A 15,201-nucleotide genomic window follows, 5' to 3' on the forward strand; every position below is an offset into this window, starting at 1 on the left:
CGTCAAATTTCGCTCCCGATCGTACCAAAGGCCTGGTGCGCGCGGGTACGGTGCAGCCAGGTCGTGATGATCAGGAAAAGACACAAAGCGGCGGCACCCAGACCCAATGCGCCACGCGCCTCGGCATCGCTCACCAGCATCGACGCGAAGAGCGGCCCCAGGCTCGCGCCCAGCAACTGCGCGCCGCCCAGCAAAACAGCGGCGCGACGTGTCGGATCGGCCTCGATCGCCATGGGCACAAAGAAGGGCAGCGCAAACAGCCAGATGAACCCGAACAGGCCCGAGAGGAGCAGGAACAGGGCAGCGGAAGGAAGCGTTGCAAAGCCGGCCAGCACGCCCAAACCGGCGAGACCGCACAGTGCCAGCATATGGTTCCAGCGCACTCGTCCCGCCAGCATCGTCGCCATCGCACCGCCCGCCACCTGGCAGGCGAGCGAAATCGAGACCGCAGCACCGATCACCGCGACACCATGCCCGGCCTGGCGCGACAGCGGCTCGCTATAGACCCAGACCGCACCGATCGCGGCGAGATAGAGAAATGAAGCGGCAAGCGCGATCCAGCCGCGCGCGCGGGGAAAGCCGGCCGACCCGCTATCCGTCGCACCGCTGGGTAACGCCGCAAATTGGTCCGGCAGCGCGAACGCCGCCAGCATCGCCGCGAAACACAGCACGCTCAGCGACATGAAGCCGCCATCGACACCCCAGCGCGGCATCACCATTGCGGCCAGCATCGTCGCCCACAGGAACTGCGCCAGCGTCTGGATGGTGAGATAGATGCCGGCCCATCGCTCGGGCGTTGGTGACCGCGCAATCATCGACAAGGTGATCCAGATCAGCACGCCGCTCGGCACGCCCGCCGCCGCTCGTCCCCATACGAGGTCGAGTCCCTGAAGATGAGTGGTCAGGCCATCAATGGCGGCGAGTGCCAGGCACGCGATCACGGCGATCCAGCGCAACCGTACCGGCTTGAACAAGGCGCCGGCCAGCACGGCAGACGCTCCCATTGCGAGCAGTTCGGCGGTCGCGACATAGCCGAGTTGCTCCGCCGACAACCGTCCGCTTTCGGCCAGCGCGCCGAGCAGCAGCGGCTGTAGTCCGGGGATCATGATGCCGACCACGCCGAATGTCAGCGCCGCGACGATCTCGCGTCCCGACAGGGCCTGGCCGCCGACCCAATGATTGGTGTCGATCTCATCCGTCGCAATGGTGTTCGATGTCATGCGATCAATGCCCCACTGCAAAGACTGGCGGGCGTCGGTGCGCCCAGGGGCTCGCATCCTCGAGCTCGAAGCCGAGTTCGAACAACAACCGTTCCTGGCCGATATCGGCGGCGAACTGCATGCCGACCGGCAGGCCATCCCCCGTCCAGTGCAGCGGCACGCTCATCGCTGGCGCGGCGACGTAATTCTGCAGGTTGGTCAGATTCATGAACTCGAAGATCCGCGCCGACAGGATAGCGGGCGGCACATCGCCGGCGATCTCGCCGATCGCCACCGGAGGAGTCAGGAGAACCGGCGACAGGATGACGTCGAACCGTGCGAACCAGTCCCGATAGGCCCGAACCATGGCACGCTGCCGGTCTATCGCTGCGTCCACATCATCGGCGCTGATCGTTGCGCCAAGATGCGCAAGAGTCAGCGTGAAGGGCTCGAACATCGTGTCGTCGGGTTCACGGCCAAGCATGTCGCGCGCCATGCCGACCGCCGCCGCTGCACCGGTCGAGAAAGCAAGGGTGAAATCCCGGGCCAGGACATTGCCGTCGATCGGCCATGACGTTGGTTCGACATGATGGCCGAGTTGGTCGAGCAAGGCGGTGACGGCATCCAGGCCGACGGCCACTTCCGCATGCGGCTTCTGGGCGGCGATACCCTCGCTCAGATAGCCGATCCTCAACCGGCGTTTCGAAGGGCCAGTCACCAGCCCGACCAAGGGCAACCCCGATTCCTCGCTTGGTCGCTCGGTGGCGGCAAACAGAGTTGCTGAATCCCGGACGCTGCGGCTCAGGCAATGTTCGACGGTCAGGTCGAATCGTCCTGCCGGTGCCTGTGCGCCGACCAACCGGCCGGTCGACGGTTTCATCCCGAACAGGCCGCAGGCCGAGGCCGGGATGCGAATCGACCCGCCGCCGTCCGCAGCATCGGCGAACGGCACGATACCCGCAGCAACGGCTGCCGCCGAGCCGCCGGACGAGCCGCCCGGCGTACGGGTCAGGTCCCAGGGATTGAGTGTCGGTCCGAAGGCGATCGGTTCGGTGGTGGGCAGAAACCCGAACTCGCCCAGCGCGGTCTTGCCGATCACCACCAGCCCCTGCTCTTCGAGTTTGGCGATCGACGAACTGGGAGCGGTCGCCGGAGGCAACGCCTTCGTCATGCGCGAACCCCAGCGCGTCGGCGCGCCGGGCACGTCGTACATATCCTTGACGAGATAGGGCACGCCGGCGAACGGCCCCTTCAGGTCTGGCCCCGCAGCGCGCACACGCGCCTGCTCGAATAAGGGCGTGACCATGAAATTCAGCACCGGCTGCAGCGCCTCCGCCCGCGCGATCGCAGCATAGACCGCTTCCACCGCGCTGATCTCGCTGCGCCGGATCATCGCCGCCGTTTCAGTCGCGTCAGGCACCGGCGAAAAGGAATCAGAACCGGTCATGCCACACTCCGGATTTGACGGATCATGACCGCTCCACACAGCGCCAGCCCCGCGGAGAGCGCATAGAGTATCGGGTAGCCGGCATAGCTCACGACCAATGCCGCAATCGCCGGAGCCAGCACCTGCGGCAATGCGTTCGCCACGTTGATCACGCCCAGGTCGCGGCCACGATCGGCGGCGCTGGGCAACACTTGAGTGATCAGCGCGAACTCGACCGATGTGTAGATGCCGAAGCCCGCACCGAGGATGGCAGCCGCGATCAACGCACCGGTCCAGCCAGGTCCGGCGGCGAGGATTGCCATGCCGCATGCCAGCAGGATTCCGGCCACGACGACGAAGCTCTTTCGCCGTCCCAGCCGGTCGGACAGGAACCCGGCCGGGATCATGACCAGAACCATCGTCACGACATTGACCGCGGTCATCGTGACGACGTCGCCGGCCGGATCGGGGCGGTGCATGACGTCGCCGAGATAATAGAGCAGGTATAATGTGCCGACGGCATAAACGAGGTTGATCGCGAAACGCGTCATCCACGCCCAGCCCAGGTCGGGATAGCGCCGCGGATCGATCCAGAAACCGGCGAGAAATGGCCGCCAGGCAAAGGCCGGCCGAGTGCGCCGGTCAAGGACGATATCGCGGCGCAACGCGAGATAGGGCATCGTCATCACGATCAGGATCGCGACAAGGATAAGATACGCCGCCGCAATACTCGGCAGTGCGGCTTCCGCCGCCGCAACCCCGCAGACCAGCCCCAATATCTGCGCAATGCCGAGCCAGCCGCCGACCGCGCCACGCTGCGCGACCGGAACCTGATCCGGCACCGCCGCGACCACCGCCGCGAACATGGCGTTGAGCGATGTCTGGGCCAGGCACCAGGCGATCGTCATCATGGTGATGCTCTGCGCCGTGGCGAGCAACACCAGGCTCAGCGCGCCACCGACGGCGCCGAGGAACACCCAGGGCAGCCGCCGGCCGAACCGCGATACGGTGCGATCGGAGAGCGCACCGAACAGCGGGTTGGCGACCAGCGAGCAGACCGCACCGGCCGCCGTGACGATCCCCAGCGCCGCCACCTTATGCTCGGGCGAGATCGCCTGCGCTTGAACCCCGAGCAGCAACTGGATCGGCCCGAACAAGGCGAGCCACAAACCGAAATTGGCGCCTGAAATCGCCGCGATCCAGGACCATCCGACCGCATTACGCGGTTCATCGACGGCTGCCGGCCACGCGACTGGAGCGGCGGTCGTCATGCGCCGCCGACCGCCTGAGACCGGATCAGATCGCGATACCAGAAATAGGAATCCTTGGGCGTCCGCGCCATCGAGTCATAATCGATATGGACCAGTCCGAAGCGCTGCGCATAGCCCGCTGCCCATTCGAAATTATCGAGCAACGACCAGGTGAAATAACCGCGTACATCAGCGCCTTCATCCATCGCTTGGCGCAGCGCACGAAGATGCCCGTCGAGAAACTCGATGCGGCGTTGATCGGAAACCCGGCCCGTCGCATCGGGGCCATCGGCATAGGAACAACCATTCTCGGTGATGTGGATCGGCGGCAGCGCATCGCCATAGCGCTCGCGCAGCAGGCGCAGCATCTCGGCCAGGCCGTCGGGGATCACCGGCCAGTCGAAATCGGTCCGGGGATAGCCCTCGATCTCGGGCAGATCGAACGGCAGATCGGACGGCATCTCGAATGAATCGACATGCCGCACCTGCGCATTGGGTGCCCCGACCCGCACTGGATTATAATAGTTGAGCCCATACCAATCGAGCGGCGTGGAGATGATCTTGAGATCATCCTCGACCGGCCCCGGCATCGCTGCCTCGAGCCCGTCCGGATAGCGCCCAAGCAACAGCGGGTCCGAATAGAGCCAGTTGACGAGCGTTTCATAAAAACCTGCCGCGCCGCGATCCTCGGCGGAATCGCTCGCCGGCCAGACCGGCGCCTGATTATTGGCAATCCCGATCTGGCGCGCGCCGGCGCTGCGCAACGCCTGCACCGCCAGCCCATGCCCAAGCAACTGATGATGCGCGACCGGCAACGCGCCGACCCCCAGCGTGCGCCCCGGCGCATGCGCGCCAAGCGCATAGGCGAAGTTGGTCAGCACCATCGGCTCGTTGAGCGTGATCCACATGCCGACCCGATCCGCGAGCCGTTCCCCGACAATCGCCGCATAGTCGGCGAAACGGTAGGCGGTATCGCGGTTGAGCCAGCCGCCCGCATCCTCCAGCGGCTGTGGCAAGTCCCAATGGAACAGTGTGACGACCGGATTGATGCCGGCGCCGTTCAGTTCGTCCACCAGCCGATCATAGAATTCCAGCCCGGCCGGATTGACCGCGCCACTACCGGTGGGAACGATCCGCGGCCAGGCAATGGAGAAACGATAATCGGTCACGCCGAGATCGCGCATCAGCGCGACATCTTCGCGGTAGCGGTGATAATGATCCGCCGCCCTGGCACCACTGGACCCGTCGATGATCCGCCCGGGTTCGCCGCAGAATGTGTCCCAGGTGGATGTCCCGCGGCCATCCTCGGTCACCGCGCCTTCGATCTGATAGGCGGATGTCGAGACTCCCCAGCGGAAATCCGCCGGGAAGCGCAGTTGGGGCGTGTTGGTCGAACTCTCGATCTGTCCCTGCCCCATAGTCAGTATCGAACCCCAAACTCGATGCCCCAGAAACGCGGGCGATCCATCCGGACATAGGGTGTGTCGAGTGTCTCGGCCGAAATCAGGTTGAGCGTTCGCGGCGTGCGGACGTCGAACAGATTGTCCGCGAACAATGCCACCGAGAGCCGGTCATTGGGCAAACGCCAGCCGATCCGCGCATTGACGATCTCGCGGCTCGACCGCAATTTCTTGAGCTTGGAGAAATCGACTAGGTCCGCGATCGACGCATCGCTGCCTTTGACGGGATCGGTGATCGCCCCGTTGAGACGAACGCGTGAGGTGTAGCTGTAGCTGGCGTCGGCAAAGATCGATGAGCCACCATTCAATCGATGATCATAATGTGCGCCGAGGACGAAACGGAAGCTCGGCTCTCCCGTCGGCTGCCCGGAAATATCGACATCCCGTTCGACGCGCTTCGACCAGGTCGAATCGATATAGCTCGCAACGCCGCTGAGCTTCAGGCTCTTCGACACGACGAATTGCGTTTCTAGATCAATGCCATAGGCCTCGCTATCGCCCGATTGCGTGACATATTGCGGGACGGCCGATCCGGCGGCACTGTCCAGAACGATCGACTGACGGTTCTTGTATTTGAAGTAATAACCCGAGACGTTGAACCGCAAGCGCCGGTCGAACAATTCGGTCTTTGCACCCGCTTCGTAACTCCACACCGATTCCGGCGCGAAGAAGGAATTGATCTCGACGCTGTTGAAACCGCCCGCCTTGTAGCCACGCGTGGCCGAGGCGAAGAGCAGCACATCATCGTTCGCCTTATAATCAATCACGAAGCGCGGGCTGACGTCGGAGAATTTCCTCTTACTGGTGAAACGAATCCCCTCGAGCGAACCGGCGTTGAAGATGACGTCCCCTCCCGCAACGGCGTCAAAGAAGGTGTTGACGTCGATCATCGCAGCGTCGGGAAATAACGGCGCGCCAATGATCGCATTGTACAGCGCTCCTGGCGCGGTCACCGCGCTCAAACCCGGTGAGAAGCGCGGGCCGTTCAGCCAGGAGAAATTCTTCTCGTCGCGCGTATAGCGCAGGCCAAAGGTAAGATTGAGTTTCGGCGTAACCGCCAGGGTTGCATCACCGAACGCCGCATAGGATTTGTTGCGGCTGTAGTTGTTCATCTCCTCGATCCACGGCAAGCCGAATACCGGCAAGCCGGCGCCATCGAGAATCGAAAAAATTGGAAATTGCACGACGCTATTCAGCGTGGTGTCGATCGAGTCGGTGAATGCCGTAACCCTGCTCGTCTGCCGCCCGCGCTCCTGGAAGTAGCTTAGTCCGGCGACCAGATTCAGCGTGTCGCCCGAATGCGCCAGCCGCAGCTCCTGGTAGAAGCTGCTGTTCTTCTCGATATTCTCGGTGTCGAGATAGCGTGCGCGGATATTGGTGCCGTCTTCGTCCTCGCGGTTGCTGGTGGTGAATTTCTTGTAGGCGCTGATGCTGGTCAGCGTGACCGGGCCGAAATCGTGATTGGCGGTCAGCGTCACCGCGTTCAGGATGCGCGCCTCGCGCGACTTGAGCACATCGTTGGTGAACGGACCCTCCGGATCCTGGCTGAGCGCGAATTTGCTGATTCCGATCGCGGCGGGGCCGTCCTTGTCGGTATCGTCATGATCGTAGCTGAGCGTGATGTCGGTATCGCTGCTCGGCTCGAAACGCAGCGCCGCGCGGCCCGACCAGTTATTCTCGCGTTCATAGCGCGCGCCGGTGACCGCATCGGTCAGATAGCCGTTGCGCTTGTTGTAGACCCCGTTGACCCGCAGGAAGAGCGTGTCGGTGATCGGCGCATTGACCATCGCGTCGATGCGATGCTTGCCGTAATTGCCGATCCGCACCGTCGCCGCAGCCTCGAGTTTGTCGACCGGCTTGCGGGTGATGATCGAGATCGCGCCGGCCGAGGTGTTGCGGCCGAACAGGGTGCCCTGCGGGCCTTTGAGCACTTCGACGCGCTCGATATCGTTGAAAAAGATCAACGCCGCGCCCGAACGCGCGGAATAGACGCCGTCGATGAAGATGCCGACCGCCGGATCGGTGCCGATGCCGAAATCGTCGGTGCTGACGCCGCGGATCGTATAGGATGGCTGAGTCACCGAGGAATCGTTGATCGACAGGCCCGGGGTGTAGGTATCGAGATCGCCGACGCTTTGCGCGCCGAGCGCCGCGATCGATTCGGAGCTGAAGGCGGTGATGCTGATCGGCACGTCCTGAAGCGACTGTTCGCGCTTCTGCGCGGTGACGATGATGTCGTCGAGGCCACCCGAATTGTCCGCCGCCTGATCCGGCACGCTTGCCGTCTGGGCCGGCGCTTCCTGCGCCAGAGCCTGGCCTCCCGCAATCAGCGCAACGCCGCTCGCTGCCGCCAGCAGGATCTTTCGATACACCATTTCCGCCCTCCCCCTTTTCCGGTTGGAAGTCAAAAAATCTAGCGATCGTTATTATATAGTCAAGGCTATATATTATGGCGCAGGAATGATGCTTTAGCGGTTCTCACGCCTGAACCATTCGACGAATCGCGCCGTCATATAGCCACCCAGCGCCGCCTGCGTTTCCTGCTCCCAGCCTGAATTGTGATCGTCGGGGCCGCGTGCATCGAGCAGCCCGCGCAATCTGGGAAAGTCGATCATCCGCGACAGGCTTTCCGACTGTTCCATCCGGTCCAACTCGGCATGCAGCTGAGGTGCGATGCTGCTGACCATGCGCTGGAAGTCGGGAATCTCGTCATCGTTGCGGCGCCAGCGATGCTGGAATTCGCGCGGATAGACATCCGCCAGCGCGCGGCACGCGAGATAGCGGTTGCGGCCATCCTTCAGGTACAGATCTTCGGGAATCGCCAGGGCCAGCTCGACCACGCGCTTGTCGTGGAACGGCCGGGTCAGCGTGAGGCCATGACAGGCGGCCGCAGCGCCAGCCCCGCTGCCCGAGCGCACCTGATCGATCGTCTCCGACAGTCGTGCGCGCATCGCGGTCTGATCGCGCGGCGCAGAACGCAGCTTCGCAGGATCAACGAGGCCATCGGCGATCAACTGCTCGGCGAACTGGCGCTGAACCGGCTGACCCTGCCATGCGGGCGCAGGGCGCAACCTTTTGCGCCACAGGCTCGGAACCAGCCAGGGCGCGATATGCGGCAACAGGTCGAGCATGATCGTGGTACGCAACGAACGCCCCGAACGGCGCAGGTGCGCGCGAAATTCGTGCGCGAAACGCCGCAACTGCCCGGTCTTCAGAAAGCGTGCCAGCGCCGCATGCCCCCGCGGGTTGAGCGTATAATCGCCGCCATGACCGTCCATCACCAGCCGCGCACCCGCTGCCGCCAGCGTGTCGTGCATGGCGTCATGGACGAAGCCATAGCTCGAGCGCGGCGCCTCTCGTTCCGCCAGGTTGCGATCGAGATCGGTCATTGCGTCGATCCCGTCGCGCGTGATGCAGCGCAGGTCGATCCACGGCATGTCGCGCGCGCACATCTCGGCCCAGCGCCGCGCGTGGCGGATCGTGCCCTGATACTCCGCGGGCATGACCGAACTGACGCATACAAGCTTCTGCCCGATGTCCGCCAGCGCGGGACCGGCGAGGCCAGCGATCGCCGTGCTATCGTAACCGCCACTCAATTGCAGGCCCGGCGCGGCGATCAGATCGCGCAACCGGCAGGCCACCGCCTCGCCCAGCACTTGGCGATACGCCGCGAGGTAATAGGCTTCATCGCGCCCGACATGTTGAGGATCGGCCTGCGGCGTCCAATAGGCGCGCAGCGATACGGTGCCGTCGAGCCCGACCGAAAGGCTGTGCCCGCCGGGCAGGTTGAGGATGCCGTCGAACATCGTCTGACCGGGACGCAGGTCCATCGCCTGCATCAGCCGCCGGCCGATCATGTCGTCGTTCAGCGATCGCGGTACATCCGGCACCGCCCAAAGCGCCTTGGGAGTGGGTGCAAAGGCCAGCAAGCCATCGCCGAGATGGTAGCTGAGATCGCGCTGCCCCATAGGATCGCGCGCCAGCAGCAACCGTTTGCGGCGACCGTCCCACACGGCAAAGACGAAATCGCCAAGCAGGTGCGCGGGGCACTCATCGCCCCATTTGAGATAGGCCCGAAGAATCAGCGCGCTGTCGGGCGTAGCCGGCAAATCCGCCGCTGGAACATCCAGTGCAGCGCCAAGCGCTTCGCGATCGTCGAGCCGGCTGTCCGCGACCAGCATGATGCCACTCGCCCGATCGTATAGCGGCTGCATTTCGCCCAGATCGACATGCCGGAGATGGCTCAGACAAACGCCCAGCCCGACCGGCCCGACTATTTCGGCGAATGCGCCATCCTGCGCGCGATCGGCCAGTGCGGCCCGCATGCGATCGAGATCGCGCGCGGGAACCTCTTCGCCATCGAAGCGCAGAATGCCGAAGACAGCGCTCAGACGAAACAGCCGATTTCGGCGAGATTGGGCGCGATCGGATAGCCGGTCACCTTGACCCCCGCCGCATCGAGCCAGGCATGCGCGTCGATCGGTTTCTCGTCACCACGGCCCGCGCCGAAATGCATCACGGTGGCGATGCCGCGCCGCCGCAGCATCACCTGCGCCGCCATGGCCTGTTGCAGGCATACCGAGCGAAACGGCATGAACGGCGCCGAGGCGCGTACCGCCCAGCCGATATCGCGGGCAAGTTTCACCTGATCAGCGGTTGCGCCCTCGGCATGCCCCGCGACGCGCGGATCGCTCGGCGGCACGAAGGCGCCAAGGGTCCTGGCGATCTTGCTGAACGGAAACACCAACAGCCGCACACGCGCTGAAAACATGCTCGCGGCTGCCTCGATCACCAGCGCACGCCGGTGATGGCCGACGCCGCCAAGCGTGCGGGCCTTACGCGCGAGTGATCGCAACCGCGCCATGTTTTTCCATCTGCTCCAGGAATATCTCGACTTCGGCGCGGCAAATATCCGGTTCGATCACGAACTCGCGCTGCAATGTCGCGCATACCGTATCGAGGTCGCTCGGCGTCTCGATCAATTCCCAAATACGCGCGCCGACCTCGTTGACGCCGAGATAATTGCCCTTCTCTGCGCTCATCATCATGATCTCGTCGCCCACGCGCGCGCTGAGCCAGTCACCCCGTCGTTCGATCAACCCGTCATCCTTTCGATCCTGTCCTGTGTCGGCGGCGCGCTCTTTGCCACTGCCGCGTTTTCAGCCGGCGCATAACCGAGTCGCGCCATCATAGGCGCGTGGTCACGCTCAATCCGCGCAATCTGGTCGAGATCCAGCTCATCACGCCACCCGCCCGAAACCCCGCGGCGGAAGAAACTGCCCGGCCCCTTGCCCATCTTTGGCCGTGGCGCCTCGCGAAAGCCGCGCTCTTCCTCCTGTTTCTTCAGTTCCCCGAATTCGGCGAACCCCGCGGCACGCACAGTTTCATCCGGTGCTGCATCAATACCGGCAAAAGCCAGTGCGCCGCCGAGCACGCCGCTGGTATCGGCGTGCATGTCTTCATACCGCACCAGATGCACCGGTATGTCGACCTGTGACAGCCAACTCTCGGCGAAACCGCTCCAGCCCATCAGTTGCTGGCGCAGCTGGTTGGGCTGGCGGTCGCGGTGGCCGCAAAAATTCGACGCGGCATCGGCCATGAACGCGATTGCCTCGTCGATGCTGGTACGGTTGTGGTTGGCGAGCGACGGTGCGACATCGCGTGGATCGCGCACGATCAGGATCACGCCATCGGCCCCTTTCGCTCCCGCCATCAAGGCGCTGCCGTCGGGATTATAGCTATAGGAATCGTGCGTCTTCACGAAGCGGGTATGACCGATCTTCGTCTCGACCTCGTCGGGATCCTCAAGGTCGTCCTCCGCCAGCACCTCATACACCATGGGGCGCAGCCGATCGCACTCCTCATGCGTGAGCAACGCGGACGGAAACATCATGATCGAGTCGAATGCGCCCCGCGCGCTGGCGATGCCGCTGCGCTCCGGGATATCGTTGATATCGACCGGCGTGTCGCGGCGCAGATTGGCGACCAGCAACCGGAACCAGGTGTTGCCCGATTTCGGATAGGAGGCGAGCCAGTACGTCTTTCTCAAGCCGCCTGCTCCAGCAGCCCGAGTTCGGTCCAATGCGCCTCGAGCCAGCCAATCACGGCGGGGAATTTGGCGAAATTGAGCTCGCGGGTCAGCGTGAACACGCCGGCGCGCTGGCTGATCGCGGCGGCTGCCTGAAAATAGAGCGCCTGCTGATTCATCCGCCGCACCATCGCCGGGCGATAGGCATTGCCGCGCACCATCAGCGCGCCATCGACGATATTGGGACGCTGGATCCCCGGCACTGCCGGTGGCCGCGCCTCGCGCAGCACATAGATCGCGGCCAGCGGCAGGGCGACGGTCGACGCCGCGCGCGGCTCGACATAGAATTTCTCCAGTACCTTGCGCACCGGCGCCGCGCGGCGATCGGCCATGTCGAGCCTGTCGATCGAATTTTGCCACAGCTTCAACTGGCGCCCGTCGGGCTGGACCCAGGGCAGTCCGTCGGCATCCATCGCGATGCCGCAGAAATCGTCGGTGACCAGATCATAGCCGGCATCCGACAAGGCGGCCGCCAGGGTCGATTTTCCGGCTCCGGACGGCCCGCAGAACAGCACGGCGCTGTCGCGCACCCGGACCGCACTGGCATGGAGCACGATGCGCTCCCGCTGATGCAGCAGGATACCGAAACCGGTGCCGCTGACGAACACCGTCGCTTCTTCCCGTGCGACCCCCTCGGCGGTCGCAAAGACGATTTCACGCCCTTCGGTCAGCAGCATGCGCAATATACCGGGGACTTCGAGCAGGAAGCGGCCTTTGCCAACCTGCCAGGTCGGGCCAAGCGATTCCACATCCTCGAGTGCCCCGGGAACCTCGCCTTCGCGAATGACCACGTCGGGGCTGACGCCCGGCATATCCTCGGCGGCGATCAGCCCGGGCAGGACCAGTTCGCTCGCCACTGACAGCCCGGAAACGGTATACTGATACAAGCGCGCTATCCCCATGACGCCGACCACCCCCGCGGCCATGCTATTTGTGGCGATTTTACGCTTGCCGCGCAACCGGATGCTGCATCGGCAAAAGAAGCGAATGCCCCACTTTGGCGGCGATCAGACGGCCGCCTGCTCCAGCGCCTCGCTCGCTTCCAGCCACTTTGCCTCTGCCGCTTCGAGCTTTTCGGCGACATCCGCGCGCCGCTTCATCAATTCGCTCATCGGCAATTTGGACAATGCCGGCTCGGCGGTCGACGGGTCGAACATCGCCTTGTCAAGCGCACTCTGTTCGGCAGTGAGCTTGATCGTCACTGCCTCGGCATCCTGCGCCGCCTTGCGCAGCGCCTGGGCCTTTTCGCGATCCTGTGCTGCCGTCTTCTTGTCCTTCTTACCGCCCTTGGTCCCATCCGGCTTGGGCTGGTTCTTGCCCAGGATCAGGTCGGTATAATCTTCGAGACTACCGGTGAATTCGGTCGCGGTGCCGTTATCGACCAGCACCAGCCGGTCTGCGGTCAGTTCGATCATATGCCGGTCATGGCTGACCACCACCACGGCGCCCTCATAGGCGTTGAGCGCCTGGACCAGCGCCTCGCGCGCATCGACGTCGAGATGGTTGGTCGGTTCGTCGAGGATCAGCATATGCGGCGCATCGCGGGTGATCAGCGCCAGCGCGAGCCGTGCGCGTTCGCCGCCCGACAGCTTGCCGACCTTGGTCGTCGCCTTCTGCCCCGAAAAACCGAACCGGCCGAGCTGACCGCGCACCGCGGCCGGCGTCTTGCCGCTCATCATGCGCGTCATATGCTCAAGCGGCGTATCGTCGCCATCAAGCTCCTCGACCTGATACTGCGTGAAATAGCCGACGCGCATCTTGCCCGACGCGGTCATCCCGCCCTCCATCGGCGCAAGCTGCGCGGCGAGCAGGCGGGCGAGCGTGGTCTTGCCGTTGCCGTTGCGGCCAAGCAGCGCGATCCGGTCATCCGGATCGAGCCGCAGATTGAGCCGGCGCAGGATCGGCTTGTCCTCGGTATAGCCGACCGCCGCCATGTCGAGCGTGACCAGAGGCGGCTTCAGTTCGTCCGGGCTGGGAAAGTCGAACGACAGTGTCGGATCCTCGGCCAGCGCCGCGATCGGCTGCATCTTGGCGAGCATTTTCGCGCGCGATTGTGCCTGCTTGGCGGTCGAGGCGCGCGCGCTGTTGCGGGCGATATAATCCTGCAGCTTGGCGCGCTGCGCATCCTGGCTCGCCTTGGCGGCGGCAAGCTGCGCCGCGCGCTCGGCGCGCTGCTGCTCGAAACTGTCATAGCCACCGGTGTACATCGTCACCTTGCCGCCCTCGAGATGAAGGATGGTGTCGACGACATTGTTTAGCAGGTCGCGCTCATGGCTGATCACGACCATCATCGCCGGATAGGCCTTGAGGAAATTCTCCAGCCACAAGGTCGCTTCGAGATCGAGATGGTTCGACGGCTCGTCGAGCAGCAGCAGATCGGGTTCGGAGAATAGCAGCGAGGCGAGCGCCACGCGCATCTTCCAGCCGCCCGAATAGCTGTCGAGCGGACGATTCTGCATTTCCTCGTCAAAGCCGAGGCCGACCAGGATGCCGGCGGCGCGTGCCGGGGCGGTATAAGCGTCGATCGCCATCAGCCGCTCATAGACTTCGCCGAGCCGGTCGGGGTCCTCGCAGGTCTCGCTCTCTTCGAGCAATGCCGCGCGCTCGGTGTCGGCACCGAGAACCGCTTCGATCGGTGTGGTGACGCCCGACGGCGCTTCCTGCGCGATATAGCCGATGCGCGTCTTGCGCGGCATCTCGATCTCGCCGTCATCGGGCTCGAGCTGGCCGATCATGACCTTCATCAGGGTCGATTTGCCCGCGCCATTGCGCCCGATCAGCCCGACACGGCTTTTCGGGGGCAGCGCCGCACTCGCGCGGTCGAGGATCGTCCGCCCGCCCAGGCGCACCGTGATACCGTTGATATTCAGCATGGGCGCGCCCCTAGCATGGGAAACAGCTTGCCCCAAGTGGTAGCGGTACGCCTTCGAATGTTTCATGGGGGAGGATTGAGGAGAGTGACATGAGCGTCGCATTCCGTCGCGAAAGCGACGAGGAGCATCTGGAGCCGAAATTCGAAATCCCGATCGCGCCGGGACCGAATATCGTTACGCCGCGCGGTTTGAAGCTGATCGACGCGAAAGTGATCGAACTGGAAGCGGCGGTCGAAGCCGCTGCGGAACCGGAACTGGCAGTGCTGAAGCGCGAGCTGCGCTATTGGCACACCCGCCAGACCACCGCCGAAGTCGCGACCCCACCGGCCAAGGGAGAGATCGGCATCGGATCGCGCGTGACGATTCGCATGGGCGGCAAACAACGGGTGGTCGAGATCGTCGGTGGCGACGAGGCCGATCCGGCGGCGGGGCGCATCGGCTTCGCAGCCCCCCTCGCCCAGGCACTGGTCGGCGGAGAGATTGGCGAACGAGTCGATTTCAACGGCGTTCCCGAGAGCATAGAAATTCTCGATAGCGTTGCAGTCGGAGAGTCATGATGGCCGAAAAATTCGAACGTCACCGCCAGCCCTGGAAACAGGATGAAATCCAGAAGCTGCACACGCTCGCCAAGAAGGGCATGGGCCTGAAGGCGATCGCCAAGGCGCTGACCCGCACCGAGGAATCGGTCAAGGAACGCGCCAAGGAGGATTCGCTGAATATCGCCAAGCTGCGCTGATCCAGGCTGTCGCCCTCGATTCAATGTGATGCGCGTCCATGCCATCGCCGGACACATGGATATCACCGACAATACAGCCGAGTTTCCCGCGCCGTTGAATCGGCACTCCCTGTTTTATCGATTGCAGCTCCCTGTTCCTGCCTCTCCATCTCCCTGTTCCGCATCGACG

13 protein-coding genes are annotated in these 15,201 nt (G+C 63.9%); 2 read left to right on the forward strand and 11 right to left on the reverse strand.

Features of this window, described 5'->3' with window-relative positions:
* Positions 1-2: 2 nt before the first annotated feature.
* From H3Z74_RS11150 to H3Z74_RS11200, 11 genes are all read right to left on the reverse strand, one after another.
* A complete protein-coding gene (locus H3Z74_RS11150; protein WP_187763937.1) occupies positions 3-1,220 on the reverse strand; it encodes an MFS transporter in 1,218 nt (405 codons plus the stop codon).
* A gap of 4 nt (positions 1,221-1,224) precedes the next feature.
* Positions 1,225-2,646, reverse strand: coding sequence for an amidase family protein (locus H3Z74_RS11155; protein WP_187763938.1), 1,422 nt, complete (start codon positions 2,644-2,646; stop codon positions 1,225-1,227).
* Positions 2,643-3,896, reverse strand: a complete 1,254-nt coding sequence (locus tag H3Z74_RS11160) for an MFS transporter (protein WP_187763939.1) — start codon at positions 3,894-3,896, stop codon at positions 2,643-2,645. The genes H3Z74_RS11155 and H3Z74_RS11160 overlap by 4 nt, the downstream gene beginning before the upstream one ends.
* Positions 3,893-5,293 carry a GH1 family beta-glucosidase gene (locus tag H3Z74_RS11165; protein ID WP_187763940.1) on the reverse strand — a complete coding sequence of 467 codons (1,401 nt, stop codon included), beginning with the start codon at positions 5,291-5,293 and terminating at the stop codon, positions 3,893-3,895. Before H3Z74_RS11165 ends, H3Z74_RS11160 begins: the two co-directional genes overlap by 4 nt.
* Before the next feature lie 2 nt (positions 5,294-5,295).
* Entirely contained in the window at positions 5,296-7,710 is a 2,415-nt protein-coding gene (locus H3Z74_RS11170; protein ID WP_187763941.1) for a TonB-dependent receptor, read from the reverse strand.
* A 93-nt stretch (positions 7,711-7,803) separates the two neighbouring features.
* Positions 7,804-9,660, reverse strand: coding sequence for an asparagine synthase-related protein (locus H3Z74_RS11175; RefSeq protein WP_187763942.1), 1,857 nt, complete (start codon positions 9,658-9,660; stop codon positions 7,804-7,806).
* A 62-nt stretch (positions 9,661-9,722) separates the two neighbouring features.
* A complete protein-coding gene (locus tag H3Z74_RS11180; RefSeq protein WP_187763943.1) occupies positions 9,723-10,199 on the reverse strand; it encodes a lasso peptide biosynthesis B2 protein in 477 nt (158 codons plus the stop codon).
* The gene (locus tag H3Z74_RS11185) at positions 10,171-10,434 is read right to left on the reverse strand and encodes a PqqD family protein (RefSeq protein WP_187763944.1); all 264 of its coding nucleotides are present in this window, start codon (positions 10,432-10,434) and stop codon (positions 10,171-10,173) included. Before H3Z74_RS11185 ends, H3Z74_RS11180 begins: the two co-directional genes overlap by 29 nt.
* A complete protein-coding gene (locus H3Z74_RS11190; RefSeq protein WP_187763945.1) occupies positions 10,431-11,384 on the reverse strand; it encodes a sulfotransferase domain-containing protein in 954 nt (317 codons plus the stop codon). Before H3Z74_RS11190 ends, H3Z74_RS11185 begins: the two co-directional genes overlap by 4 nt.
* Positions 11,381-12,349 carry a hypothetical protein gene (locus H3Z74_RS11195; protein ID WP_187763946.1) on the reverse strand — a complete coding sequence of 323 codons (969 nt, stop codon included), beginning with the start codon at positions 12,347-12,349 and terminating at the stop codon, positions 11,381-11,383. Before H3Z74_RS11195 ends, H3Z74_RS11190 begins: the two co-directional genes overlap by 4 nt.
* An 81-nt stretch (positions 12,350-12,430) precedes the next feature.
* Positions 12,431-14,296: an ABC-F family ATP-binding cassette domain-containing protein gene (locus H3Z74_RS11200; RefSeq protein ID WP_187763947.1), complete on the reverse strand. Its 1,866-nt coding sequence runs from the start codon at positions 14,294-14,296 to the stop codon at positions 12,431-12,433.
* Between the two features lie 89 nt (positions 14,297-14,385).
* Between H3Z74_RS11200 and H3Z74_RS11205 the strand changes: the two genes are divergently transcribed.
* Together H3Z74_RS11205 and H3Z74_RS11210 are read left to right on the forward strand one after the other, a co-directional pair.
* Positions 14,386-14,853 carry a GreA/GreB family elongation factor gene (locus H3Z74_RS11205; protein WP_187763948.1) on the forward strand — a complete coding sequence of 156 codons (468 nt, stop codon included), beginning with the start codon at positions 14,386-14,388 and terminating at the stop codon, positions 14,851-14,853.
* Entirely contained in the window at positions 14,850-15,032 is a 183-nt protein-coding gene (locus H3Z74_RS11210) for a hypothetical protein (RefSeq protein WP_187763949.1), read from the forward strand. Before H3Z74_RS11205 ends, H3Z74_RS11210 begins: the two co-directional genes overlap by 4 nt.
* The last annotated feature ends 169 nt before the right edge of the window (positions 15,033-15,201 follow it).

The sequence above is a fragment of the Sphingomonas alpina genome (assembly GCF_014490665.1).
GTDB lineage: Bacteria > Pseudomonadota > Alphaproteobacteria > Sphingomonadales > Sphingomonadaceae > Sphingomonas > Sphingomonas alpina.

Coding starts and splice junctions, on each gene's coding strand:
- H3Z74_RS11150 (WP_187763937.1), bottom strand. CDS start 1,220: ATGACATCGAACACCATTGCGACGGATGAGATCGACACCAATCATTGG.
- H3Z74_RS11155 (WP_187763938.1), bottom strand. CDS start 2,646: ATGACCGGTTCTGATTCCTTTTCGCCGGTGCCTGACGCGACTGAAACG.
- H3Z74_RS11160 (WP_187763939.1), bottom strand. CDS start 3,896: ATGACGACCGCCGCTCCAGTCGCGTGGCCGGCAGCCGTCGATGAACCG.
- H3Z74_RS11165 (WP_187763940.1), bottom strand. CDS start 5,293: ATGGGGCAGGGACAGATCGAGAGTTCGACCAACACGCCCCAACTGCGC.
- H3Z74_RS11170 (WP_187763941.1), bottom strand. CDS start 7,710: ATGGTGTATCGAAAGATCCTGCTGGCGGCAGCGAGCGGCGTTGCGCTG.
- H3Z74_RS11175 (WP_187763942.1), bottom strand. CDS start 9,660: ATGCGGGCCGCACTGGCCGATCGCGCGCAGGATGGCGCATTCGCCGAA.
- H3Z74_RS11180 (WP_187763943.1), bottom strand. CDS start 10,199: ATGGCGCGGTTGCGATCACTCGCGCGTAAGGCCCGCACGCTTGGCGGC.
- H3Z74_RS11195 (WP_187763946.1), bottom strand. CDS start 12,349: ATGGCCGCGGGGGTGGTCGGCGTCATGGGGATAGCGCGCTTGTATCAG.
- H3Z74_RS11200 (WP_187763947.1), bottom strand. CDS start 14,296: ATGCTGAATATCAACGGTATCACGGTGCGCCTGGGCGGGCGGACGATC.
- H3Z74_RS11205 (WP_187763948.1), top strand. CDS start 14,386: ATGAGCGTCGCATTCCGTCGCGAAAGCGACGAGGAGCATCTGGAGCCG.
- H3Z74_RS11210 (WP_187763949.1), top strand. CDS start 14,850: ATGATGGCCGAAAAATTCGAACGTCACCGCCAGCCCTGGAAACAGGAT.